Source organism: Bacillus sp. MSP13 (genome assembly GCF_000815295.1).
In the GTDB taxonomy this organism is placed as follows: Bacteria; Bacillota; Bacilli; order Bacillales; family Bacillaceae; genus Bacillus; species Bacillus vallismortis.
On sequence record NZ_JXAQ01000011.1, the window covers coordinates 191,345 to 213,087 of the forward strand.

The following is a 21,743-nucleotide window of genomic DNA, read 5'->3' on the forward strand; positions in this document are numbered from 1 at the left end:
GATGATGACATGAATAAAAGAATCTACTTATCTCCCCCTCACATGAGCGGCAGAGAGCAGCACTATATTTCAGAAGCCTTTCGCTCAAACTGGATTGCGCCCCTTGGGCCGCTTGTGAATTCATTTGAAGAACAGCTGGCCGAGCGCGTCGGCGTAAAAGGAGCGGCAGCGGTCAGCTCTGGCACGGCGGCGATTCATCTGGCGCTGCGTTTGCTAGAGGTAAAAGAAGGGGACAGCGTATTTTGCCAGTCCTTCACATTTGTAGCAACCGCCAACCCAATCTTGTATGAAAAAGCGGTGCCCGTTTTTATTGATTCAGAGCCTGATACATGGAATATGTCGCCGAAAGCCCTGGAAAGAGCGCTGGAGGATGCGAAAAGAAGCGGAAAGCTGCCTAAAGCGGTTATTGCCGTCAATCTATATGGGCAAAGCGCGAAAATGGATGACATCGTCAGCCTGTGTGATACATATGGAGTTCCCGTCATTGAGGACGCAGCCGAATCGCTCGGCACAGTGTATAAAGGGAAGCAAAGCGGGACATTCGGGCGCTTCGGCATTTTTTCGTTTAACGGGAACAAAATCATCACCACATCAGGCGGCGGGATGCTCGTTTCAAACGATGAAGCCGCCATTGAAAAAGCCCGATTTCTTGCTTCGCAGGCACGTGAGCCGGCTGTTCATTATCAGCACAGCGAAACCGGACATAATTACAGGCTAAGCAATATTCTGGCCGGTGTCGGCATTGCCCAGCTTGAGGTGCTGGATGAGCGGGTGGAGAAAAGAAGGGCCATTTTCACAAGATACAAAAACGCGCTCGGTCATATAAACGGCGTCCGTTTTATGCCGGAGCATGCAGCAGGTGTGTCCAATCGCTGGCTCACCACGCTCACGCTTGATAACGGGCTGAGCCCATATGACGCGGTTCAACACCTTGCGGAAGAAAACATTGAAGCGCGCCCGCTGTGGAAGCCCCTCCATACCCAGCCACTGTTTGATCCGTCTTTATTTTATGCTCATGAAGGTTCAGTAAGCATATGCGAGGACCTTTTCAAGCGAGGAATCTGTCTCCCATCAGGATCAAACCTGACGGAAGAAGAGCAAGACAGGGTCATTGATGTTTTATTGCATTTATTCCAAACTGCCGAGGTGAAGAAATGGACAGCAAGCATTCGATGATCAGCCTGAAACAAAAACTGTCCGGGCTGCTCGACGTCATTCCGAAACAATCCGAGGTCATCTATGCCGACTATCCTCTATACGGAAATGTAGGGGATTTATTTATTATGAAGGGAACAGAGGCCTTCTTCAAAGAACATGGGATCCGTGTCAGAAAACGCTGGAATCCCGACAATTTTCCACTTGGGCGAAAACTGGATCCAAATCTCATCATCGTCTGCCAGGGAGGAGGCAACTTTGGGGATTTGTATCCGTATTACCAAGGCTTTAGAGAAAAAATCGTCCAAGCCTATCCTAATCACAAAATCGTGATCCTGCCGCAATCGATTTATTTCCAAAATAAAGACAATCTCAAACGGACGGCGGAGATTTTTTCTAAGCATGCGAATCTCCATATCATCACAAGGGAAAGAGCTTCTTATGCAACGGCGCAGGCTTATTTTGCAAGCAATCAAATTAAGCTTCTGCCTGATATGGCCCATCAGCTGTTTCCTGTCGCTTCCACGCAGCAGCCGATCAATCAAAAGCTGAGATTCATCAGGACCGATCACGAAGCGAACAAGGAGCTTCAGGAACACGCAAACGCGGAAAGCTACGACTGGCGCACGGTGCTGTCAGCTTCAGACCGCCGGACGATCGCTTTTCTGCAAACGCTGAACGTCCTGAATAAAAAAGCGGGCAACCCTCTGCCCATCGCGTATATATGGGAAAAATACTCTGATTCTATCGTCAAAAAAGCGATTCGGTTTTTCAGCCGCTACGAATCGGTGGAAACGTCAAGGCTGCACGGCCACATCCTGTCCTCTCTGCTTCAAAAAGAAAACACGGTCATTGATAATTCCTACGGGAAAAACGCCAATTACTATCACACCTGGATGGAAGACGTGCCGAACACCCGACTCATCCAGAACACCTCAAAAAAGGAAAACCTTCCTGCTCACATGTGAGCGGAAGGTTTATTTTGATTCTCCCCGTTTGACTTTGTTGTACGCTTCATCTAAATGCTGAATCCGTTTCAGAACAACTGCGTTTTTCGTCAGCTGATCCTGAACAAGCGTTGAGACGACGGAACGGTAGTAGCTATTCATCGCATGGATTTTATCCTCAGACTGATTCATTTCAATATGCTGTTTGAAATTCTCAATAAAATAAGGGACGGAAAAAAGTTCAGACATTTCTTTGGCAGCTCCTTTTTCATAAATATATACGGTGTGACCTCAATCATGTACAATGAAGAAAGGGGAGTGAGCAAGATGGATATGAAACTTCAGCAAGTACAAGTATTAAAGCCTCAACTGACACAGGAGCTCAGGCAGGCCATCACGCTGCTTGGCTATCATTCGGCAGAACTGGCCGAATACATTGATGAGCTCTCACTGGAAAACCCTCTTATTGAACGAAAGGAAACAGACACACCGCCACTATCTTACCATAAAACAAATAAAAACAGGATGAATGCGCAGGAAGCAGGCCTCCAATTAAGTGATCCGCAAAAAACATTGCAGGATGTGTTAAAACAGCAGGCACTCGATATGAATCTGACAAACACTGAAAAAAAGATTTTTCATTATCTGATTCATTCGCTTGATTCAAACGGGTACTTGGAAGAAGATATGGAGGAGGCAGCACGGCGGCTATCTGTTTCGGCCAAGGAAGCGGAAGCGGTTTTGGCAAAGCTTCAGTCGTTAGAGCCAGCTGGAATTGGCGCAAGATCTCTGCGGGAATGCATTCTTCTCCAATTACAGCGGCTGCCGAACAGAAATGAACAAGCGGAAATGCTTGTTTCCGCTCATTTTGAAGCTTTTGCGCAAAAGAATTGGAAAGCGCTTTCAAAAGTGACTGGAATTCCGCTTCAGACGATTCAAGATATCTCTGATGACATCGCAGCTCTTCATCCAAGACCGGGCCTTCTGTTTGCACGGCCAGAGCAAGATATGTATATCGAGCCTGACATTTTTATCATTGTGAAAAACGGGCACATCGCAGCGGAGCTGAATACCCGTTCGTTTCCGGAAATAGAACTGCAATCGCAGTACAGACCGCTTTTATCGTCGGGTTCCTGTCAGGATACCGCTTCTTATTTATCTGCGAAATATCAGGAATGGCGCTGGCTGGACCGCGCGCTGCGACAGCGAAAACAGACGATCACGAGAATTGTCAGTGAGCTGATCACACGGCAAAGAGAGTTCTTTCTGAAGGGGCGAAGCGCAATGAAGCCGCTGACTCTCAGAGAAGTAGCAGACTGTCTAAGCCTTCATGAATCAACTGTAAGCCGGGCAATCAAAGGAAAAACGCTACAAACACCGTACGGACTGTTTGAGATGAAACTCTTTTTCTCAGCAAAAGCCGAGGCCTCAGGAGATGGAGATGCGTCTAACTATGCAGTTAAAACCCATCTTGAAGACCTGATCAACCAAGAGGATAAAACAAAACCGTTCTCAGATCAAAAGCTTGCCGATTTGCTAAATGAACAGCACGGCATTCAAATCTCCAGACGCACTGTGGCAAAATACCGCGATCAATTGAACATTCCGTCATCGGCGGCCAGAAAACGGTATAAATGAAATCCTCCCGGAAAGGGAGGATCAGCGTGTCGACAAACCCTCGCATTCGTTGTCAGTCCTGCACGTTGGTGCTCACGAATGGCGAAAGGAACGGCGGTTAAATGCTTAGGCGTCCTGCCTAAACACCGCCGTCATCACATCCTGTGAAAGTCTGCTCCAATGCTCGTCCTTCCTAGACTTCAAGGGTTTTCAATCACGCTGAAAAGATGACAAAGTCATAAAACGAAAACCATTTTATGACTTTGTCAACAATCTGAATCCTCCCGGAAAGGGAGGATTTTATTGTGTAATTAGGGTGGAGAAGCCTTTATAAAATGTAAAGCGAACTTTACGTCAAAATGGATTTATTGTATAATTTTTGGAAAAAGAGGTCATTCCTTTGAAAAATAGGTTAATAGAATACAGAAAGAAATATGGATATTCTCAAGATCAATTAGCTGAGCTGCTAAATGTCAGCAGACAAACGATCATATCAATTGAGAAAGAAAAATATAATCCTTCTTTGCCGTTAGCATTAGCAATCGCGAAAACATTTCATACCATTGTCGAGAACATGTTTTATGAAGAAGAGAATGAGAGGTGAAATTCATGAAGTTACAAAAGGTTTACTTCATAATTGGCGTTTTATTCACAATGATTTTACTTACAAAAACCTTTTTTCAAATCGCGACACATTCTGTTTCCTTTACTGAATTATTAATGTGGGGAGCTCTGTCTTATTTAAGTTTTGCTGCGGGCTATATTTATCCGCATTTCAAAGAAAAAGATGAAAGAGCAACCTTGATTAAGCAAAAAGGAATGCAGTACGCGCTTTACTTTGTATTGATATACTGCGTAATAATCATGTTCAGTATGCAATTCAGCACAGTGGCGTTATCGGCGGTTGAAATCATGAGGATTTTAGTATCCTTAACCATCATTACGACCTTCTCATCGTGGGTAATATTATCAAAAAAATACTAGTAAATAAGAACTGGCGGACTTGACATTCTGCCAGTTCTTATTATTCTTTCTCGATTAACTTGACTGATCAGACAGCATCATCCTCCTGGAATCATCCAGCTGAACACGTGATGCTGCAAAAAGGTGATGATGCAAACGAGCAGCAGCAAAAACAAGCTGTGCTTAATCGTAAAACGGAATAGATCCGACTCCTTCCCGGCCAGCCCTACCGCGGCGCATGCCACCGCGATCGACTGCGGCGAAATCATTTTTCCGGTGACACCGCCTGATGAATTGGCGGCCACAGACAGAACAGGGTCCATGCCGACTGATAACGCGGTGACTTTCTGCAGGTTGCCGAACAGCAGGTTGGCAGACGTATCAGAGCCGGTAATAAAGACGCCGAGCCAGCCGAGAACAGGCGAAAAGAAGGTAAACATCGAGCCTGTCAGCGCGAGTGTCATCCCGAGTGTCGTACTCATTCCAGAGGAGTTGGTGACATAGGCAAAACCAACGACAGAAGCGATGGTCAAAATCGGAAACTTCAACTCTTGGATCGTTTCTTTTAAAACAGCTCCCCAGTCTCTCCACGAAATCGCCGTGATAAATTTTGACAGCACAGCGGCAATCAATATCGCAGTGCCGGCCGACCCAAGCACCTCAAGCTTGTAAAGTGCTTCAATCGGCGTACCGTCAGCATTGACAATTTGATTGTTCAACAGAGGCACACCAGGGGCAAACGTCAGTTTTTCGCCAACTGTATTCAGCCACTTCAAGAAAACAGCGGCGCCTTCATAATGCCCGGTCAGCGCGGATTTGACAGATGGAATGCCCCATACAGAAATCATAACTGTCAGCAGCAGAAATGGCGACCAGGCTTTAAATATCTGTCTGCCGCTATACCCAGGCGCTGCCGGATTCGTTTTCGCTGTTTCAATCGCGGCGGCAGATTCCTGTTCACCGGCAAAACGGAATGTTGTTTTCGGCTTCCACCATTTCAAAAACACAGCAAGCGCAGCCATCGAAACAAGCGCCGACAAAACATCCGGCAGCTCAGGCCCCAAAAAATTGGAGCTAAGATATTGAACGACAGCAAAGGAAACACCGGAAACGAGAATTGCAGGCCAGACCTCAAAGGCTTTCCTGAACCCGCTCATGATGATCAGTAAATAAAGAGGAATAAAAACGGATAAAAACGGCAGCTGCCGCCCAACCATTTGCGAAATGTCCATCGCCGGAATCCCTGTCGGACCTTCTACGGCTGTAATCGGAATCCCAATCGCGCCAAAGGCAACCGGCGCCGTATTGGCAATCAAACAGATTCCCGCCGCATAAAGAGGATTAAAGCCGAGGCCCACCAGCAGCGCGGCAGAAATGGCGACCGGCGCTCCGAAGCCGGCCGCTCCTTCTAGAAAAGCCCCGAATGAGAAAGCGATCAGGAGCGCCTGAAGCCGGCGGTCATCCGTAATCGAGAGAACAGAACTGCGAATGATATCAAACTGTCCCGTTTTCACAGTAATTTTATACAAAAAAACAGACGTTACAATGATCCAGCCGATCGGCAATAAACCGTATACGGCTCCTTGTGTGGCGGACATCAGCGCTTTTTCCGCCGGCATCCGATAAACCAATACAGCAATCACAAGTGCGATGCCCAAGGTGGACAAGCCCGCTGTATACCCCTTCATCCGTTTAATCGCGAGCGCCCAAAAAAAGAAAATAATCGGTACAAGTGCGGCAAGCGCTGATAAAAGCAAATTTCCCCCTATAGGCGTATATGCCTGTGTCCATTGCATCCCAAACCCCTCCTTGAAACATAAACTGGCGTATGTGTAAGCGGTTTCTAAAGATGATGATATGATCATCTGATGACTTGGTAATAAGACCAGTTACCTAGCATTATATTTTGAAAAAAAACAAAGTACAAGACTTTTTGACAAAATTGTCAAAATCTTTTGGCGCCCCCCAAAACAGAGTATAATAGATCGTAAACAGCCAGATCTACAAGTTACGGGGTGAATTGCATTGAAATATAAACAAATCAAAACAAAGAAAATATATGAAGAAGTGGCGGACGCACTATTAGATATGATCAAAAATGGCGAATTGAAGCCAGGAGATAAATTAGACTCCGTTCAGGCGCTTTCCGAAAGCTTTCAAGTCAGCCGCTCAGCGGTTCGCGAAGCCCTTTCCGCCTTAAAAGCGATGGGGCTTGTCGAAATGAAACAGGGAGAAGGCACCTACCTGAAGGAATTTGAGCTCAATCAAATTTCTCAGCCGCTCTCAGCTGCCCTTCTCATGAAAAAAGAGGACGTCAAGCAGCTGCTCGAGGTCAGAAAACTGCTTGAAATCGGGGTGGCAACATTAGCTGCTGAAAAACGAACAGAAGACGATCTCGAAAGAATCCATGCTGCGTTAAAGGAAATGGGCAGCATTGAAACAGACGGGGAGCTTGGAGAGAAAGCCGACTTCGCATTTCATCTGGCGCTGGCTGACGCTTCCCAGAACGATCTTCTTAAACATCTGATGAACCACGTTTCATCATTGCTGCTGGAAACGATGAGAGAAACAAGGAAAATCTGGCTGTTTTCCAAGAAGACTTCAGTTCAGCGGCTTTATGAGGAGCATGAACGAATTTACAATGCCGTGGCTGCGCAGGATGGAGCGCAGGCGGAGGCTGCCATGCTGGCGCATTTAACGAATGTGGAAGATGTGCTTTCGGGATATTTCGAGGAAAATGTGCAATAACCAACTCATTTCCCGGGCAATTCTGCCATTGCCAAATGAATAACCGAGACTGAGCCGCCAATGGCTCAGTCTTTTTTACTTGCAGCAGCACTTACCATTTGTGAAAAACAAAGTAAAATATTTTACTAAAATGAATGTGAGCTGAATAATGGAAGCAGAAGCAATAGGGAAGCGGGATTTTCGATTCAACGCCTGATCCCGATCATTTTGAACTCGGTCAGGCCCGATTTTGCTCAAATGACAAGGAAAACAGTACATATCCTGAGCGGGAAAGGGCATAAGAGCATCGGTAACATCACTTTCGTAAAGTATGTCTCGTCCTCCCTCTGATGACGCTTCATATTCATATACATGAATTATGCAAAAATGCTGTTGAAATGCTGCTTGAACAAGTGCCGTACAAGAGAAGATCAGTAAAAACATGATATATGGGCGCGGAATTCATCGTCAGAAAGAGAATGAATTAAGAATGGCTTAGGAGACTAAGCCATTTTTTAGGTAAAAAATTTATTGATAGAGGTAAATAGTTGGTTTGCTCATTTTTCCAGTCGTGCTATATTATTTTTGAAGCGCTTTCATAACTAGCTGCAAAAGCATTTTGTGTCCGGATGAACCGCGGGGGGAACAAAAGGTGAAGAGATGAAGGAGGAGGAATATGATGTCAAAGCTTGAAAAAAAGCATGTAACAGATGCAACATTTATGCTGCACGGAGGAGACTACAATCCTGATCAGTGGCTGGATCGGCCTGATATTCTAGCCGATGATATTAAGCTGATGAAGCTTTCTCATACGAATACCTTTTCTGTCGGCATTTTTGCATGGAGCGCGCTTGAGCCGGAGGAGGGCGTGTATCAATTTGAATGGCTTGATGATATTTTTGAACGGATTCACAGCATCGGCGGCCGGGTCATATTAGCAACCCCAAGCGGAGCGCGTCCTGCCTGGCTTTCGCAAGCCTATCCTGAAGTTTTGCGCGTCAATGCTTCCCGCGTCAAGCAGCTGCACGGCGGAAGGCACAACCACTGCCTCACATCTAAAGTCTACCGTGAAAAAACACGTCACATCAACCGGCTATTAGCAGAACGATACGGCAATCATCCGGCGTTGTTAATGTGGCATATTTCAAACGAATACGGTGGAGAGTGCCATTGCGATCTATGCCAGCATGCTTTCAGGGAATGGCTGAAAGCAAAATATGACAACAGCCTCAAGACATTGAACCATGCGTGGTGGACTCCTTTTTGGAGCCATACATTCAATGACTGGTTACAAATTGAAAGTCCATCGCCGATCGGTGAAAATGGCTTGCACGGCCTGAACTTAGACTGGCGCCGGTTCGTCACTGAGCAAACGATTTCGTTTTATGAAAATGAAATCATCCCGCTGAGAGAACTGACACCTGATATTCCGATCACAACGAACTTTATGGCTGACACACCGGATTTGATCCCGTATCAGGGCCTCGACTACAGCAAGTTTGCAAAGCATGTCGATGTCATCAGCTGGGACGCTTACCCGGTCTGGCACAATGACTGGGAAAGCACAGCTGATTTGGCGATGAAGGTCGGCTTCATCAATGACCTATACCGAAGCCTGAAGCAGCAGCCTTTCTTATTAATGGAGTGTACGCCAAGCGCGGTCAATTGGCATAACGTCAACAAGGCGAAGCGCCCGGGCATGAATGTGCTGTCGTCTATGCAGATGATTGCCCACGGCTCGGACAGCGTTCTCTATTTCCAATACCGCAAATCGCGCGGATCATCAGAAAAATTGCACGGAGCAATAGTAGATCATGACAATAGCCCGAAGAACCGGGTCTTTCAGGAAGTGGCCAAAACCGGCGAAATATTAGAACGGCTGTCCGAGGTTGTCGGAACGAAGAGGCCGGCTGAAACCGCTATTTTATATGACTGGGAAAACCATTGGGCACTCGAGGACGCTCAGGGGTATGCGAAGGCGACAAAACGTTACGTGCAAACCCTTCAGCAGCATTACCGCACGTTCTGGGAACACGATATCCCTGTCGATGTCATCACGAAAGAACAAGATTTTTCACCATATCAACTGCTGATCGTCCCCATGCTTTATTTAATCAGTGAAAACACCATTTCCCGTTTGAAAGCGTTTGTGTCTCGTGGCGGCACCTTAGTCATGACATATATCAGCGGGATTGTAAATGAGCATGATTTAACGTACACAGGCGGATGGCATCCAGACCTGCAAGCGATTTTCGGAATTGAGCCTCTAGAAACCGATACGCTGTACCCAAAGGATCGAAATGCTGTGAGCTATCGCAGCCAATCATATGAAATGAAGGATTATGCAACGGTGATCGATGTAAAGACCGCATCTGTAGAAGCCGTGTATCAAGAAGATTTTTATGCGCGTGCGCCAGCGGTCACAAGCCATCAGTATCAGCGGGGCAAGGCGTATTTTATCGGCGCCCGTTTGGAGGATCAATTTCATCGGGATTTCTATGAAGGACTGATCACAGATCTGTCTCTTTCTCCTGTTTTTTCGGTTCGGCACGGAAAAGGCGTCTCCGTACAAGCGAGGCAGGATCAGGACAATGATTATATTTTTGTCATGAATTTCACGGAAGAAAAACAGCTGGTCACGTTTGATCAGAGTGTGAAAGATATGATGACCGGAGAACGATTATCCGGCGACCTGACGATGGAGAAATATGAAGTGAGAATCATCGTAAACACACATTAGGCTGATGCCTCCGCTCGATATGGGCGGATTCTTTTTTATTTACTTTTGAAAGCGTTTAGCATGGGGTGGGGAGTGTCAGGAAAAGCAGAGTGAACTTGTTCTTTGCGGCTGCCACCGTATGGAGTGCATTTAGTCCAACGGGATATGCCGCTGCCATTGAGGAACAGAAACATGTGCCTGAGCTTCGGACAGAGATGCCGGGAAGTGGTATGGGGGAAGTGCTGTAGATAACCAAGCTTTGTTTGATGTTAACGGACACCCGCTGCCTTCCGTGCAGGTGTTTCAATATGCGGAGAGTCAGGCCATACCCCGAAGAAACGCTGAAACAGAAAACATCCATGAGATGTACCCATCTCATGGATGTTTTTATTTTACATCAACTACTATAAAACATTCGTCATCACTTTTATGATGGGCTTCCTTATGGTGATGCAGTGATGTAAGGATGTTCTCTTTCAGGCCAGCAATAGGCAAATCGGGGTGATCCTTTAATAAATCAAATAAATAACATGAAGCTGTGGGGTCCATCACACCATCTGTATACAGCAGGAGCCTTCCGCCGCCTTCAGTATATGAAAGGCTTGTTGACTGAAACACCGTATCTTCAAACATCCCGATCGGAGGTGCGGTTGCAGGCAGCAAATGTTGGGCTCCGCCGGTGCTCTGCCATAATGCCGGCGGATGTCCGGCGTTGACATAATGAATTTGTTGCTGTGCTGTATCAATCTCGAGATAAATAGCCGTGCAATAATGTCTAGCTTCTTCATCATTTTGAAACAAGCTGTGCAGGTGCCGGTCTAATTCCTTCATGACTTTGCCGGGACTGAGACCTTGCGAGATCTGGCGCTGGAACAAAGGATGCAGAGACATTGTAATCAAAGCGGATGATATCCCATGGCCCATCACATCAAGAATAATAATGCCGTAACGATGTTCATCAATTTGATAAAATCCGTATAGATCACCGGATAACTCACTGGATGCTTTGTAATAAGCGTCAATTTGAATCTGATCGTTTACAATCGGTTCAGTCAATGAGTATTCTTGAATTTTCCTGGCGAGCTCGAGCTCTCTTTTGGTGTTTAGTTTAAACTGCTGATTTTGTTTGTTGATCTCAAGAAGTTCTTCTTGTTTTGCCTTCAGCGCTTCCAAGGCGATTTCTAACTCCGCATTGGCTTTCTGTTTGGCAAGCAAAGCTTCCTGAGCCGCGTTTCTGGCCATCAGCAGCTCATTTTCATATTCATTGCGTTTCTGCATCGGAATCAGGACACACTCGGTGACAGTTTCTCCGCGATCAGCTTTTGCAACAGCATTGACAAGGACGGGAACTTCTTCGCCATCTCTTGTTTTTAGGGAAATGTATATTTCTTCGATGTGCTGCTCCAGTTTCAAAAGCGGGACAAAATAAAGCTGGCAGAAAAGCTGTGCGGGAACTGTCAGGATTGTATTCATATGCTGACCGATAATCTCTTCCTGCTCATAATTCACAATCCTGAGCAGGGTGCTGTTGACCGCGATTATCGAACCCTCTTCTGACAAAGTGAGAAAACCGCATGGTGCATCATTCAATTGTTTGTCCATTAAGAGGGTCACCTCTATCCCTTTCGTTCCTAGATCATGAGCGCTTTCAAATAGTCGCTGATCAGCTGGATCGTCTCTTCAGGATGGCTCATGTGGGGACAATGCCCGCGAGCCTCCATTTGTCTCAGTGTACTATATGGAAGATGCTTATGCATATATTCGCCTACTGAAGCAGGTGCGATGATATCATCAGCACATTGGAGAATCAGTGAGGGAACCGTTACCTTCGAAAGATCATCCCGGTGATCAGAAAAAAACGCGGCTTTCGCGAATTGGCGGGCAATCACAGGATCAGTAGAACAAAAACGGCTTTCAAGCTCTTCCTTGATGTCAGGCCGATCTGGCTGATTCAGAACCGTTCCCGCAAATACAGTTGCCCAGCCTATGTAATTTTTCTCCATCATCTCCAGCAAACCATGGAGCTGCTCTTTCTCAAATCCTCCGTAATACCCGGGCGGATCATTCAAATAGCAAGGAGAAGGCCCCACCATCACCAAATGGGAAAAAAGCGCCGGGCGGCGGATGGAAGCAAGCATCCCAATCACAGCCCCGACAGAGTGCCCCACAAACACGGTCTCTTCCAGATTTAAAGCTTCGCAAACATCAAGAACATCTTGGACATAGCCGTCAAGTGTCCGGTAACGATTCAGGTCATAGGCGCGCAAATCTGATTGGCCTGAACCGACGTAATCAAATAAAATGACCTGATTCTCTTCTTCGAAGGCTGGCGCCACGGCATTCCACACGCTTTGGTCACATCCAAAACCGGGTGCGAAAATGATAGATGTTTTGCCGTTTCCCTTCACCTTTACATCATTTCGAGACAAAATCGCTTCGTTCATGATTGGCTCCTTTCAGCCGATAGTTAAAGTTCAATATGTATATCATAACACTCACGGTTTGAAGAGTGTGTCTTTCTATGAAAGTAAATAGCAGTTTCATAGAATGGGGACATACGGCACAAGCGGGCTGGATGAATTGGTAAATCTAGAGGATGGATGGCCTAGAAACCAGCCGTGAGAATGAATATGACATTTGTCACCCGTTATCATGACATCTTATACTTCCATCAGTTTCTGCGTCATTTTACAATCAATGTCAGAGACCAGGAGGTGCTCATGTGATGAATGAGGCAGTAACAGTAAGCAATGTGACAAAACATTTTCAGAAAAAAACAGCTGTAAACAACATCAGCTTCAGCATTAAAAAAGGAGAAATTGCAGCTATCCTCGGGCCCAATGGGGCAGGGAAGACGACCGTGATCTCCATGATATTAGGATTGCTAAAACCAAGCGAGGGAGAAATCAAACGATTTAACCGGGTTCCCGATGACAAACAGGTGCGGGAAAAAATAGGCGTGATGCTGCAGGAAGTGAGTGTCATGCCGGGGCTGAAGGTGAATGAAATCCTCGAGCTCTTCCGAAGCTATTATCCGAATCCATTGTCCATGAAGGAACTTATTTCGTTAACAGCACTCACAAAAGAAGATTTGAAAACGAGGGCAGAAAAGTTATCCGGCGGACAAAAACGCCGTTTGAACTTTGCTTTGGCTCTTGCCGGGAATCCGGAGCTGCTGATCTTCGATGAGCCGACAGTCGGAATGGACACATCATCAAGACATCGATTCTGGCAGACCATTCATGGACTGGCCGATCAAGGAAAAACCATTATTTTTTCAACGCATTATTTACAGGAAGCGGATGATGCCGCACAGCGAATCTTATTTTTTGCAGACGGGCGGCTTGTGGCAGACGGCTCGCCCATGCAGCTCCGCTCAAGGATGCAAAAACAGGCTGTATCTTTTACGATGCATTCAGATGAATCGTTGGAACGGCTGTCCCGTCACCCGGAAGTAGAGCGGGTGATTCAGAAGCACCAAAGGATCATCATTCAAACATCAAATACAGACAAAGTGTTAGCACTCATTTTTCAAGAAAACATACGCGCGTGCGATATCCGGATTGAGCAAGGAACGCTTGATGAGGCATTTCGCCAGCTGGCTGACGGAAACAGGGAGGAGATGTAAGTGAACATGCTGCAGAAGCAAAGCATAGCTGAAATGAAAAGGGTGCTTCGGAATAAGTACTTTGTGCTTTGGTCGCTGCTGATGCCGATTGCCTTTTATTATCTCTTTACCAATGTAGTGAATACGGGCCTATCTGATCAACGTGCATGGGACGCCCACTACTTAATGTCGATGACAGTCTTCAGTGTGATGGGGTCTTCTATTATGACGCTTGGAATCCGTATGGTTCAAGAACGGTCACAGGGCTGGACCGCCTTTATCCGCATCACGCCTCTTCCGGATTATATCTATTTATCAGCTCAGATGATCGGCCAAAGTGTGATTCACGTTTTATCCATTACCGTCATCTTTCTGTTTGGCGCGCTCATGAATGACATTGCCTTGTCGCCGTTTGAATGGATCATGAGCGGAATGTGGATTTTGTTTGGCGCATTGCCGTTTTTAGCGTTAGGCACACTCATCGGCCGCATGAGAAAAGTAGAAACCGCAGCCGGAATCAGTAATGTGCTTTACATGCTGCTCGCTTTAGGCGGAGGCATGTGGATGCCGGTTGAGGTCATGCCTGAGGTGATGCAGAATATTGGCCGGTGGCTTCCGTCTTATCATTTCGGGAACGGAGCATGGGAACTTGTTCGAGGCGGGGGCCCATCATGGGAAAATATTTTGATGCTAATCGCTTATTTGATGCTCTTCATGCTACTATCTAAGTATATAAGCAGAAAACAAGAAGCGGTGTGATCTATGAAATTTTTACCATCCATATTCCCTAAACAATTCGGTTTTTTCCCTTATATCTTTCTGGTGTACACCATCATGCCGTTTCTTTCTTTATTGAGAGAAACAGGCGTCAAACAGGTGCTCGGATATGGCATGCTGCTCTTTTTTGTCATAGCCTATCGCCAGTTATTTTGCAATGTGGGCAGAGTTTCGTTTACGTATTGGCTTATCGTGCAAATGGCGGTTATTTTCATCTATAGTGTGTTTTACAATATCACCTATATCTATTTAGGTTTTTTTCCGGCAAACTTTGTTGGTTATTACAAAGAGAAAACAAAGTTTAACCGTGCGTTCAGCGGTTTACTCTTTATGCTGCTTTTTCCGTGCATTTACCAATTTGTCATGAGTTCAGCCTCGATACAGGAAATTTTTCCTGTTCTCCCGTTTCTCGCCATCATGCTCATTTCTCCATTCGGCATCCGTTCTATGTTTCGGAGAATTGAACTCGAGACCAAACTCGCGCAAGCCAACGAACAAATAAAGGAACTCTCCAAAAGGGAGGAGCGTGTTCGAATCGCCCGTGATCTCCACGATACGCTCGGTCATACCCTTTCGCTTCTTACGTTGAAAAGCCAGCTGATTCAGCGGCTGGCAACATCTGATCCGGAACGGACCCGGCTTGAAGCAAAAGAAATGGAAACCAGTTCAAGAGCCGCACTCAAGCAAGTTCGGGAGCTGGTTTCTGATATGAGAACGGTCACGATGACAGAGGAGCTCGCCAACATTCAGCACATCTTAAGATCGGGGAACATTACGTTTCAATACGAAGGGGACGAAGACTTTTCAGCGATCTCTCCCGTCACACAAAATATGATCAGTATGTGTATGCGGGAAGCTGTGACCAATATTATCAAGCATAGCAAAGCCACCCACTGCGCCATTGCCATTTCTCAGTTTGCTGACAAAATGAAAGTTGTGATACGGGATGACGGAAAGGGTGCGGCGAAGGAGAACACATTTGGGAATGGCCTGCGGGGAATGGAAGAACGGCTGATGCTCATTGAGGGCGGATTAACGCTTTCAGCTCATAACGGAACGGTGTTGACACTGACGATTCCGCTTATTAAAAAAGCAGATTGATAGGAGGACGAAAAGAATGATTCGTCTGTTGATTGCTGAGGACCAGCGAATGCTTTTAGGCGCTTTGGGATCTCTGCTTGATTTGGAAGAGGATATGGAAGTCATCGGACAAGCACGAAACGGGGAAGAAGCGTTCAAAGCCATCTTGGAGCTGGAGCCGGATGTATGCATCATGGACATTGAAATGCCGGCCCGGAGCGGGTTGGATGTGGCAGAGGAATTGATGCAAAAAGGCAGCGGCAGCAAGATTATTATTTTAACAACCTTTGCCCGTCCCGGCTATTTTGAACGCGCCGTTAAAGCCGGCGTACATGGCTATCTCCTGAAAGACGGCGAAATTGACGATTTGGCCGACGCCATCCGAAAGAGTGTAAAGGGTAAACGAGTCTTCAGCCCGGAGCTGACGTTTAATATGATGCGAGACGAAAATCCGCTCACCGTAAGAGAACAAGAAATTCTGCGGCTGGCGGCTTTAGGCAAGACAACAAAAGATATTACGCTTGAACTCTATTTATCTCAAGGCACAGTCCGAAACTATATTTCAGAAATCATCCAAAAGCTCGATGCGAAAAACCGGACAGAAGCCGCCAGCATTGCTGAGGAAAAAGGCTGGATTTAATGAAAACCTGGCTAATTATAGCCAGGTTTTTTGGTGTTCATCTGGTCATTTATGGTTGCGGTATTCAGTATAACTGTATATGATGAGAATATACAGTTATACTGAATATTGGAGGGGCTATATGAAAGAAAATAAGCATTTGCCGCTGACTGAGACTGTTTACTATGTTCTTTTATCTTTGTTACGTCCTGCTCACGGCTACATCATTATGAAAAATATTGAAAAGCTTAGCGGTGGAAAAGTGAAAATGGCGCCTGGTACTCTTTATGGAGCAATTGAAAACTTATTGAAGCATCAATTGATCGAACCTTATCCAAGTGAAGATCGCCGCAGAAAAACGTATATCATCACTGAACTTGGAAGAAATGTGTTGTCGAAGGACATGGAGAGAATGGAGCAGCTGGTTGACATAACGAGGCAGGAATTGAATAAAAAGGGGGAGACCATATGAAAAAATGCAGATATTTTATAGACATAGACAGTGAGGAACAATGGCTAAATAAGATGGCAGGTAAGGGGTATGAATTAAAAGGGAAATGTTTTTTATCCTATTGTTTTTCAGATGAAGCATCCTCTGACAACTCTACCATCAAAATAGACTATCGGACCTTTAAACATCCGGGAGATTTTACTGATTATCGAACCCTATTTGAAGACAGTGGATGGAAGCATCTTTTCAGTTCACAAGGCCTGCATTACTTTAGAAGAGAGAACGCCAGTGCATCAGACGATATTTTTTCTGATACAGAATCAAAAGCCGATAGATATAAACGCCTCTTGCAAACGTACTTTGCCCTTTCTTTTCTATTCTTATCCTTCATCATGGTCCTCTTTACTACCAATGCTTTGACTGTTGATTTATTTATCCGACCCCAGAGTTTGTATTATACACCGGGCCTGTGGGATAAGACGGGAGCAGCTTTTATCAGCGCCTTTTTGTTTGAAACACCTTTTGCACTGATGAGAGGGGGAGCGGGCTGGATTGTTCTCCTTAGCGCTCTTAGCTTCTTTTATTTATTTGTGAAAACATATAAAAAATACAGAAAGTGCCTGTATGGCCATTAAAAAGTAATAGTGCCATGAACGTCTGTCCAGTGGAGCAGGCGTTTTTTATTGCCGAGATGTTTAGAAAACCCTTTCCTTCAATTGTCAGAATAGTGTACGATATTCATATAGTTATCTTAACTCAGGTCATCGGATGACCTGATCATATATTGGGGATGAGAGAGGGGTTCATCATGAAAGTCTCACTTTTTGTCACTTGTCTTATTGATATGTTTCAAACAAATGTCGGAAAAGCGACGGTTGAGCTGTTGGAGCGGCTTGGATGTGAGGTTGATTTTCCGGAGGGGCAGATCTGCTGCGGGCAGCCGGCTTATAACAGCGGCTATGTGAGTGACGCCAAAAAAGCAATGAAACGGATGATCGAAACGTTCCAGGATTCCGAATATGTCGTCAGTCCTTCCGGTTCCTGCACAACGATGTTCCGAGAATATCCGCACCTGTTTCAGGATGACCCGAAATGGGCCGATAAAGCGAAAAAGCTGGCGGATAAAACGTATGAACTGACGGATTTTATCGTGAACGTCCTTGGCGTTGAGGATGTCGGCGCGAGCCTTCGTACAAAAGCGACCTTACATACGTCGTGCCATATGACGCGGCTGCTCGGAGTTCGGGAGGAGCCGATGAAGCTCTTGAGCCATGTGAAGGGCCTGGAGTTCACAGCGCTTCCGGGCAAACATAACTGCTGCGGATTCGGAGGAACATTCTCCGTCAAAATGGCGCAGATTTCTGAACAGATGGTCGACGAAAAAGTCGCATGCGTGGAGGATACGGGTGCTGAGGTGCTGATCGGAGCTGACTGCGGCTGTTTGATGAATATCGGGGGCCGGCTTGACCGAAAAGACAAAAATGTCAAAGTGATGCACATCGCCGAAGTGCTCAACAGCAGATAAAACTGGATTCAGAGGGGGAAGGATCATGGCGATGAAAATCGGTACTGACGCTTTTAAAGAGCGGGTATCACAGGGGATTGATAATGAATTTATGAGAGGCGCTGTTTCTGGTGCGCAGGAACGTCTGCGGACACGGCGCCTTGAAGCGGCCGAAGAACTGGGAAACTGGGAAGAATGGCGCTCCTTATCAGAGGAAATCAGGCAGCATGTCCTTGAAAATCTCGATTTCTATCTCAGCCAGCTTGCCGAAAATGTGGCGAAACGAGGCGGGCATGTTTATTTCGCGGAAACTTCGGAAGAGGCGTCTTCTTATATTCGCGACGTCATTCAAAAGAAGAATGGAAAGAAGGTCGTAAAATCAAAGTCAATGGTCACGGAGGAAATCAATCTGAATGAGGTGCTGGAGAAGGAAGGCTGTGAGGTCGTTGAAACCGATCTCGGCGAGTATATTTTGCAGATTGATGATCACGATCCGCCGTCACATATCGTAGCGCCCGCCCTTCATAAAAATAAAGAACAGATACGTGATGTGTTTAAAGAAAGGCTGGACTATCAACATACAGAAAAACCGGAAGAGCTTGTGATGCATGCGCGCGCCATCCTCCGGGAAAAGTTTCTCGAAGCGGATATCGGCATTACCGGCTGTAACTTCGCCATCGCTGATACGGGTTCTGTCAGCCTTGTGACCAATGAAGGCAATGGACGGCTTGTGAGCACATTGCCAAAAACGCAAATCACCGTCATGGGAATGGAGCGGATTGTCCCGACATTTTCTGAATTCGAAGTGCTTGTCAGCATGCTGACAAGAAGCGCTGTCGGACAGCGGCTGACAAGTTATATTACGGCTCTGACAGGCCCGAAGCTGGAAGGGGAAGTAGACGGGCCGGAGGAATTCCATCTAGTCATTGTTGATAATGGCCGGTCCAACATTCTCGGAACGGAATTCCAGTCTGTCCTGCAATGTATCCGCTGTGCCGCCTGTATCAACGTCTGCCCTGTGTACCGCCATGTAGGCGGGCACTCTTACGGCTCAATTTATTCGGGACCGATCGGGGCGGTTTTATCACCGCTGCTCGGCGGTTATGACGATTATAAGGAGCTGCCGTACGCATCTACGCTGTGCGCGGCTTGTTCAGAAGCCTGCCCGGTCAAAATTCCGCTACATGAGCTGCTTCTCAAGCATCGCCAGAACATCGTTGAAAAAGAAAGCAGGGCGCCGATCAGCGAAAAGCTCGCGATGAAAGCGTTCGGACTTGGCGCGTCCTCTTTGCCGCTTTATAAAATGGGATCAAAATGGGCGCCGGCCGCGATGACGCCTTTTACAGAGGGAGAAAAAATGTCGAAAGGGCCCGGCCCGCTCAAAAGCTGGACACAGATCCGCGATTTTCCGGCACCGCATAAATCGAGATTCAGAGACTGGTTTACAGATAGAGAAACGAGTGAACGCGCGAAGGAGGAGGAGTCATGACGAAGGGGACCGTTCAGAATCGAGAGAGCTTTTTAAACCGGGTCGCATCACGCCTGGGACGTGACAGAAGAACAGAGGGCGTGGCAGTCCCTGAGTGGGCACATCAGCCGCAATATCGCACACTTGAAGGATATTCAGCGGATGACTTGGTCACAGTGCTCAAAAACCATTGTGTCAAGATCCATACAGAGCTGATTGAAACGGATTCAACGGGCTTATATGATGCCCTGCGCGAGCAAGTCAGCCGCTTTTCCGGAGGCCCTGTCATCATTCCGAAGGATCCGCGCTTTGAAGCATACGGGTTAAAAAGCCTGCTCACCAAAGACTGGCCGAGCGATGGAACGCCGGTCTGGGAGTGGGATGCTGACAAAGGCGAAGAAAATATCAAAAAGGCGGAGCAAGCCAATGTTGGAATTACATTCAGTGAAATCACACTGGCCGAGTCGGGGACGGTTGTCCTCTTCTCCTCAAAAGATATCGGCCGGTCTGTCAGCCTTCTGCCGACGACCTACATTGCGATTGTGCCAAAATCAAGCATTGTGCCGAGAATGACGCAAGCCAGTGATATCATTCGCCAAAACATTGCGGACGGCACCACTGTCCCCTCCTGCGTCAACTACATTACCGGACCGAGCAACTCAGCCGATATCGAAATGGACTTGGTTGTCGGCGTGCACGGACCTGTAAAAGCCGCATATCTTCTCGTCTCTGACCGCTAACGCTAAAGCCCGGCAGCTTGTTGCCGGGCTTTCTGCTTGAAAAACTTCAACTTCCAATTGTTTGGCCGATGAGTAGAGTATGACTTGCAAAGGAGGAAATATAATGAAAAAATGGCTGATCGCAGCTGTTTCACTGGCGATTGCGATCATTCTGTTTATGTATTCAAACGCAGAAGCGAAAGCGGCTGGCATGACATTAGGCTACACGACTGGGAATACGGCCTCATACAATTCTCTTGTGAAATATCATACATACATGAATTCGATCGCCACAGATACGTTTGCGTTTGAAAAAAACGGACAAATCATTGGCGATGTCCCAAGCAAGCAGCTGACATATGCGGAAAAGAAAAACATCAAGACATGGGCGGTCATTTCAAACTATAATGATAGGATTTACGATTTTGACGGTAACTTAGCGAGTCGAGTCATGAGGAATCACACAGCAAAAAAAACGATTCATAGATCATCTAATCGCACTGGCTAAAAAGCACTCATACTATGGAATCAATATCGACTTTGAAGCAGTGAATCCGGCAGACCGATCCACATACTCACGCTTCATTCAAGATGTCACACAGGCTCTGAAAAAGAAACAGATCAAAACAATGGTTTCCGTTCCGGCCAAAAGCGCCGATGATCAAAACGACGACTGGAGCTGGCCGTATGATTATGTGAAAATCGGTCAATATGCCGATTATGTGCAAGTCATGACTTATGACGAACACGGCATTTGGGGCGAACCAGGATCGGTGGCGAGCACAGGCTGGATCAAAAGCTCTCTGCAATTTTCAGCCGAAAAAATCGAAGCCAATAAAGTCATCATGGGAATTCCGGCGTACGGCTATGACTGGGATATAAAAGATGAAAGCGGCAGCGCAATGAGAAAATGGAATGCACTCAAGACTCTCATTAACAAGCAGAAATCAAAGCCGATATTCAACAAAACATCAGGTTCAATGACGTTTTCTTACGTTGACGAAAAGAAGCATAAACATGTCGTGTGGTATGAAAATGAAAAAACTGTCCAAACGAAAAGCCATCTGGCAAAGCGGTACAAAATAACAGGTGTCTCAGTTTATGCATTAGGACACGAGTCAGAATCCTTTTGGAAAGCCATTCGAAAAGGGGCAAAATAACAATTTCTTTTTTCTATGGGGTTATTGACAGTGTAAAAAGAAGCACGTATATTATGTTAATATATTCAGAACATAACATTTCAGTTTTTCAGAAAACGAAAACACATAGATTGGGAGCAGTAAAAGAAAGCGGTCAGAAAAGAGAGCTGCGGGGTGGTGTGACGCAGCCTGATACTTCTTTGAACTCGCCCGGGAGTGGTAATGCGAAACGGAATAGATAGATTATTCCC

Annotated in this window: 21 protein-coding genes, 3 pseudogenes and 1 other annotated feature (1 of these 25 cut by a window edge); of the genes and pseudogenes, 20 read left to right on the top strand and 4 right to left on the bottom strand. The window is 46.3% G+C overall.

The window, feature by feature from the left end; translation table 11 throughout:
- Nucleotides 1-9 precede the first annotated feature (9 nt).
- Nucleotides 10-1,176: a DegT/DnrJ/EryC1/StrS family aminotransferase gene (locus SC79_RS13180; protein ID WP_039075438.1), complete on the top strand. Its 1,167-nt coding sequence runs from the start codon at nucleotides 10-12 to the stop codon at nucleotides 1,174-1,176.
- Nucleotides 1,155-2,123: a polysaccharide pyruvyl transferase family protein gene (locus SC79_RS13185; RefSeq protein WP_039075439.1), complete on the top strand. Its 969-nt coding sequence runs from the start codon at nucleotides 1,155-1,157 to the stop codon at nucleotides 2,121-2,123. The genes SC79_RS13180 and SC79_RS13185 overlap by 22 nt, the downstream gene beginning before the upstream one ends.
- 9 nt (nucleotides 2,124-2,132) lie before the next feature.
- Here the strand turns inward: SC79_RS13185 and yvfG are convergent, their stop codons facing one another.
- The gene (yvfG, locus tag SC79_RS13190) at nucleotides 2,133-2,351 is read right to left on the bottom strand and encodes a protein YvfG (protein WP_003235267.1); all 219 of its coding nucleotides are present in this window, start codon (nucleotides 2,349-2,351) and stop codon (nucleotides 2,133-2,135) included.
- Nucleotides 2,352-2,429: 78 nt separating this feature from the next.
- Here yvfG and rpoN point away from each other — a divergent pair, with 78 nt between their 5' ends.
- From rpoN to SC79_RS13205, 3 genes are all read left to right on the top strand, one after another.
- A complete protein-coding gene (gene rpoN, locus SC79_RS13195) occupies nucleotides 2,430-3,740 on the top strand; it encodes an RNA polymerase factor sigma-54 (protein WP_039075440.1) in 1,311 nt (436 codons plus the stop codon).
- Nucleotides 3,741-4,119: 379 nt separating this feature from the next.
- Nucleotides 4,120-4,323 (top strand): helix-turn-helix transcriptional regulator, encoded by a 204-nt coding sequence (locus tag SC79_RS13200; protein ID WP_010328665.1) that lies wholly within the window; start codon nucleotides 4,120-4,122, stop codon nucleotides 4,321-4,323.
- Between the two features lie 5 nt (nucleotides 4,324-4,328).
- Entirely contained in the window at nucleotides 4,329-4,703 is a 375-nt protein-coding gene (locus tag SC79_RS13205; protein ID WP_231559196.1) for a hypothetical protein, read from the top strand.
- A 77-nt stretch (nucleotides 4,704-4,780) separates the two neighbouring features.
- Here the strand turns inward: SC79_RS13205 and lutP are convergent, their stop codons facing one another.
- Nucleotides 4,781-6,478: an L-lactate permease LutP gene (lutP, locus tag SC79_RS13210; protein ID WP_039075442.1), complete on the bottom strand. Its 1,698-nt coding sequence runs from the start codon at nucleotides 6,476-6,478 to the stop codon at nucleotides 4,781-4,783.
- 229 nt (nucleotides 6,479-6,707) lie between these two features.
- Here lutP and lutR point away from each other — a divergent pair, with 229 nt between their 5' ends.
- From lutR to SC79_RS21610, 5 genes and pseudogenes are all read left to right on the top strand, one after another.
- Nucleotides 6,708-7,430 (top strand): L-lactate utilization/bacilysin biosynthesis transcriptional regulator LutR, encoded by a 723-nt coding sequence (gene lutR, locus SC79_RS13215; protein ID WP_039075443.1) that lies wholly within the window; start codon nucleotides 6,708-6,710, stop codon nucleotides 7,428-7,430.
- 170 nt (nucleotides 7,431-7,600) lie between these two features.
- A pseudogene (locus tag SC79_RS20635) lies at nucleotides 7,601-7,855 on the top strand (hypothetical protein); the annotation flags it as partial.
- A gap of 230 nt (nucleotides 7,856-8,085) precedes the next feature.
- Nucleotides 8,086-10,149, top strand: coding sequence for a beta-galactosidase GanA (gene ganA / locus SC79_RS13220; protein ID WP_082022697.1), 2,064 nt, complete (start codon nucleotides 8,086-8,088; stop codon nucleotides 10,147-10,149).
- An 89-nt stretch (nucleotides 10,150-10,238) separates the two neighbouring features.
- On the top strand, nucleotides 10,239-10,376 hold the full coding sequence (locus SC79_RS21670; protein ID WP_269422795.1) for a hypothetical protein: 138 nt from the start codon (nucleotides 10,239-10,241) through the stop codon (nucleotides 10,374-10,376).
- Nucleotides 10,343-10,473, top strand: a pseudogene (locus SC79_RS21610) (glycosyl hydrolase 53 family protein); the annotation flags it as partial. The gene SC79_RS21670 and the pseudogene SC79_RS21610, both read left to right, overlap by 34 nt.
- A gap of 42 nt (nucleotides 10,474-10,515) precedes the next feature.
- On the opposite strand, the gene SC79_RS13225 reads toward SC79_RS21610, so the two are convergent.
- Both SC79_RS13225 and SC79_RS13230 read right to left on the bottom strand, forming a co-directional pair.
- Nucleotides 10,516-11,730: a SpoIIE family protein phosphatase gene (locus SC79_RS13225; RefSeq protein ID WP_039075444.1), complete on the bottom strand. Its 1,215-nt coding sequence runs from the start codon at nucleotides 11,728-11,730 to the stop codon at nucleotides 10,516-10,518.
- Between the two features lie 29 nt (nucleotides 11,731-11,759).
- Nucleotides 11,760-12,572: an alpha/beta fold hydrolase gene (locus SC79_RS13230; RefSeq protein ID WP_039075445.1), complete on the bottom strand. Its 813-nt coding sequence runs from the start codon at nucleotides 12,570-12,572 to the stop codon at nucleotides 11,760-11,762.
- 278 nt (nucleotides 12,573-12,850) lie between these two features.
- On the opposite strand from SC79_RS13230, the gene SC79_RS13235 reads away from it, so the two are divergent.
- From SC79_RS13235 to SC79_RS13280, 10 genes and pseudogenes are all read left to right on the top strand, one after another.
- Nucleotides 12,851-13,756 (top strand): ABC transporter ATP-binding protein, encoded by a 906-nt coding sequence (locus SC79_RS13235; RefSeq protein WP_082022699.1) that lies wholly within the window; start codon nucleotides 12,851-12,853, stop codon nucleotides 13,754-13,756.
- Nucleotides 13,757-14,494, top strand: a complete 738-nt coding sequence (locus SC79_RS13240; protein ID WP_039075447.1) for an ABC transporter permease — start codon at nucleotides 13,757-13,759, stop codon at nucleotides 14,492-14,494.
- A 3-nt stretch (nucleotides 14,495-14,497) separates the two neighbouring features.
- Nucleotides 14,498-15,613, top strand: coding sequence for a sensor histidine kinase (locus SC79_RS13245; RefSeq protein WP_039075448.1), 1,116 nt, complete (start codon nucleotides 14,498-14,500; stop codon nucleotides 15,611-15,613).
- Between the two features lie 16 nt (nucleotides 15,614-15,629).
- The gene (locus SC79_RS13250; RefSeq protein WP_010328655.1) at nucleotides 15,630-16,232 is read left to right on the top strand and encodes a response regulator transcription factor; all 603 of its coding nucleotides are present in this window, start codon (nucleotides 15,630-15,632) and stop codon (nucleotides 16,230-16,232) included.
- 121 nt (nucleotides 16,233-16,353) lie between these two features.
- The gene (locus tag SC79_RS13255; protein ID WP_039075449.1) at nucleotides 16,354-16,683 is read left to right on the top strand and encodes a PadR family transcriptional regulator; all 330 of its coding nucleotides are present in this window, start codon (nucleotides 16,354-16,356) and stop codon (nucleotides 16,681-16,683) included.
- On the top strand, nucleotides 16,680-17,297 hold the full coding sequence (locus SC79_RS13260) for a DUF2812 domain-containing protein (RefSeq protein WP_039075450.1): 618 nt from the start codon (nucleotides 16,680-16,682) through the stop codon (nucleotides 17,295-17,297). Before SC79_RS13255 ends, SC79_RS13260 begins: the two co-directional genes overlap by 4 nt.
- A gap of 173 nt (nucleotides 17,298-17,470) precedes the next feature.
- Nucleotides 17,471-18,187, top strand: coding sequence for a lactate utilization iron-sulfur protein LutA (gene lutA / locus SC79_RS13265; RefSeq protein WP_039075451.1), 717 nt, complete (start codon nucleotides 17,471-17,473; stop codon nucleotides 18,185-18,187).
- Nucleotides 18,188-18,212: 25 nt separating this feature from the next.
- Nucleotides 18,213-19,655 (top strand): lactate utilization iron-sulfur protein LutB, encoded by a 1,443-nt coding sequence (lutB, locus tag SC79_RS13270; RefSeq protein WP_039075452.1) that lies wholly within the window; start codon nucleotides 18,213-18,215, stop codon nucleotides 19,653-19,655.
- A complete protein-coding gene (gene lutC / locus SC79_RS13275) occupies nucleotides 19,652-20,374 on the top strand; it encodes a lactate utilization protein LutC (RefSeq protein ID WP_039075453.1) in 723 nt (240 codons plus the stop codon). The genes lutB and lutC overlap by 4 nt, the downstream gene beginning before the upstream one ends.
- 103 nt (nucleotides 20,375-20,477) lie before the next feature.
- A pseudogene (locus tag SC79_RS13280) lies at nucleotides 20,478-21,513 on the top strand (glycosyl hydrolase family 18 protein).
- Between the two features lie 97 nt (nucleotides 21,514-21,610).
- Nucleotides 21,611-21,743, top strand: a binding site (T-box leader); it runs 103 nt beyond the window's last position.

What these genes read in the sequence shown, in the direction of transcription:
- SC79_RS13230 (WP_039075445.1), bottom strand. Translation starts at nt 12,572, where the DNA reads ATGAACGAAGCGATTTTGTCTCGAAATGATGTAAAGGTGAAGGGAAAC.
- ganA (WP_082022697.1), top strand. Translation starts at nt 8,086, where the DNA reads ATGATGTCAAAGCTTGAAAAAAAGCATGTAACAGATGCAACATTTATG.
- SC79_RS13185 (WP_039075439.1), top strand. Translation starts at nt 1,155, where the DNA reads ATGGACAGCAAGCATTCGATGATCAGCCTGAAACAAAAACTGTCCGGG.
- SC79_RS13245 (WP_039075448.1), top strand. Translation starts at nt 14,498, where the DNA reads ATGAAATTTTTACCATCCATATTCCCTAAACAATTCGGTTTTTTCCCT.
- SC79_RS13250 (WP_010328655.1), top strand. Translation starts at nt 15,630, where the DNA reads ATGATTCGTCTGTTGATTGCTGAGGACCAGCGAATGCTTTTAGGCGCT.
- rpoN (WP_039075440.1), top strand. Translation starts at nt 2,430, where the DNA reads ATGGATATGAAACTTCAGCAAGTACAAGTATTAAAGCCTCAACTGACA.
- SC79_RS13260 (WP_039075450.1), top strand. Translation starts at nt 16,680, where the DNA reads ATGAAAAAATGCAGATATTTTATAGACATAGACAGTGAGGAACAATGG.
- lutC (WP_039075453.1), top strand. Translation starts at nt 19,652, where the DNA reads ATGACGAAGGGGACCGTTCAGAATCGAGAGAGCTTTTTAAACCGGGTC.
- SC79_RS13255 (WP_039075449.1), top strand. Translation starts at nt 16,354, where the DNA reads ATGAAAGAAAATAAGCATTTGCCGCTGACTGAGACTGTTTACTATGTT.
- SC79_RS13180 (WP_039075438.1), top strand. Translation starts at nt 10, where the DNA reads ATGAATAAAAGAATCTACTTATCTCCCCCTCACATGAGCGGCAGAGAG.
- lutB (WP_039075452.1), top strand. Translation starts at nt 18,213, where the DNA reads ATGGCGATGAAAATCGGTACTGACGCTTTTAAAGAGCGGGTATCACAG.
- lutA (WP_039075451.1), top strand. Translation starts at nt 17,471, where the DNA reads ATGAAAGTCTCACTTTTTGTCACTTGTCTTATTGATATGTTTCAAACA.
- yvfG (WP_003235267.1), bottom strand. Translation starts at nt 2,351, where the DNA reads ATGTCTGAACTTTTTTCCGTCCCTTATTTTATTGAGAATTTCAAACAG.
- SC79_RS13205 (WP_231559196.1), top strand. Translation starts at nt 4,329, where the DNA reads ATGAAGTTACAAAAGGTTTACTTCATAATTGGCGTTTTATTCACAATG.
- SC79_RS13225 (WP_039075444.1), bottom strand. Translation starts at nt 11,730, where the DNA reads ATGGACAAACAATTGAATGATGCACCATGCGGTTTTCTCACTTTGTCA.
- lutP (WP_039075442.1), bottom strand. Translation starts at nt 6,478, where the DNA reads ATGCAATGGACACAGGCATATACGCCTATAGGGGGAAATTTGCTTTTA.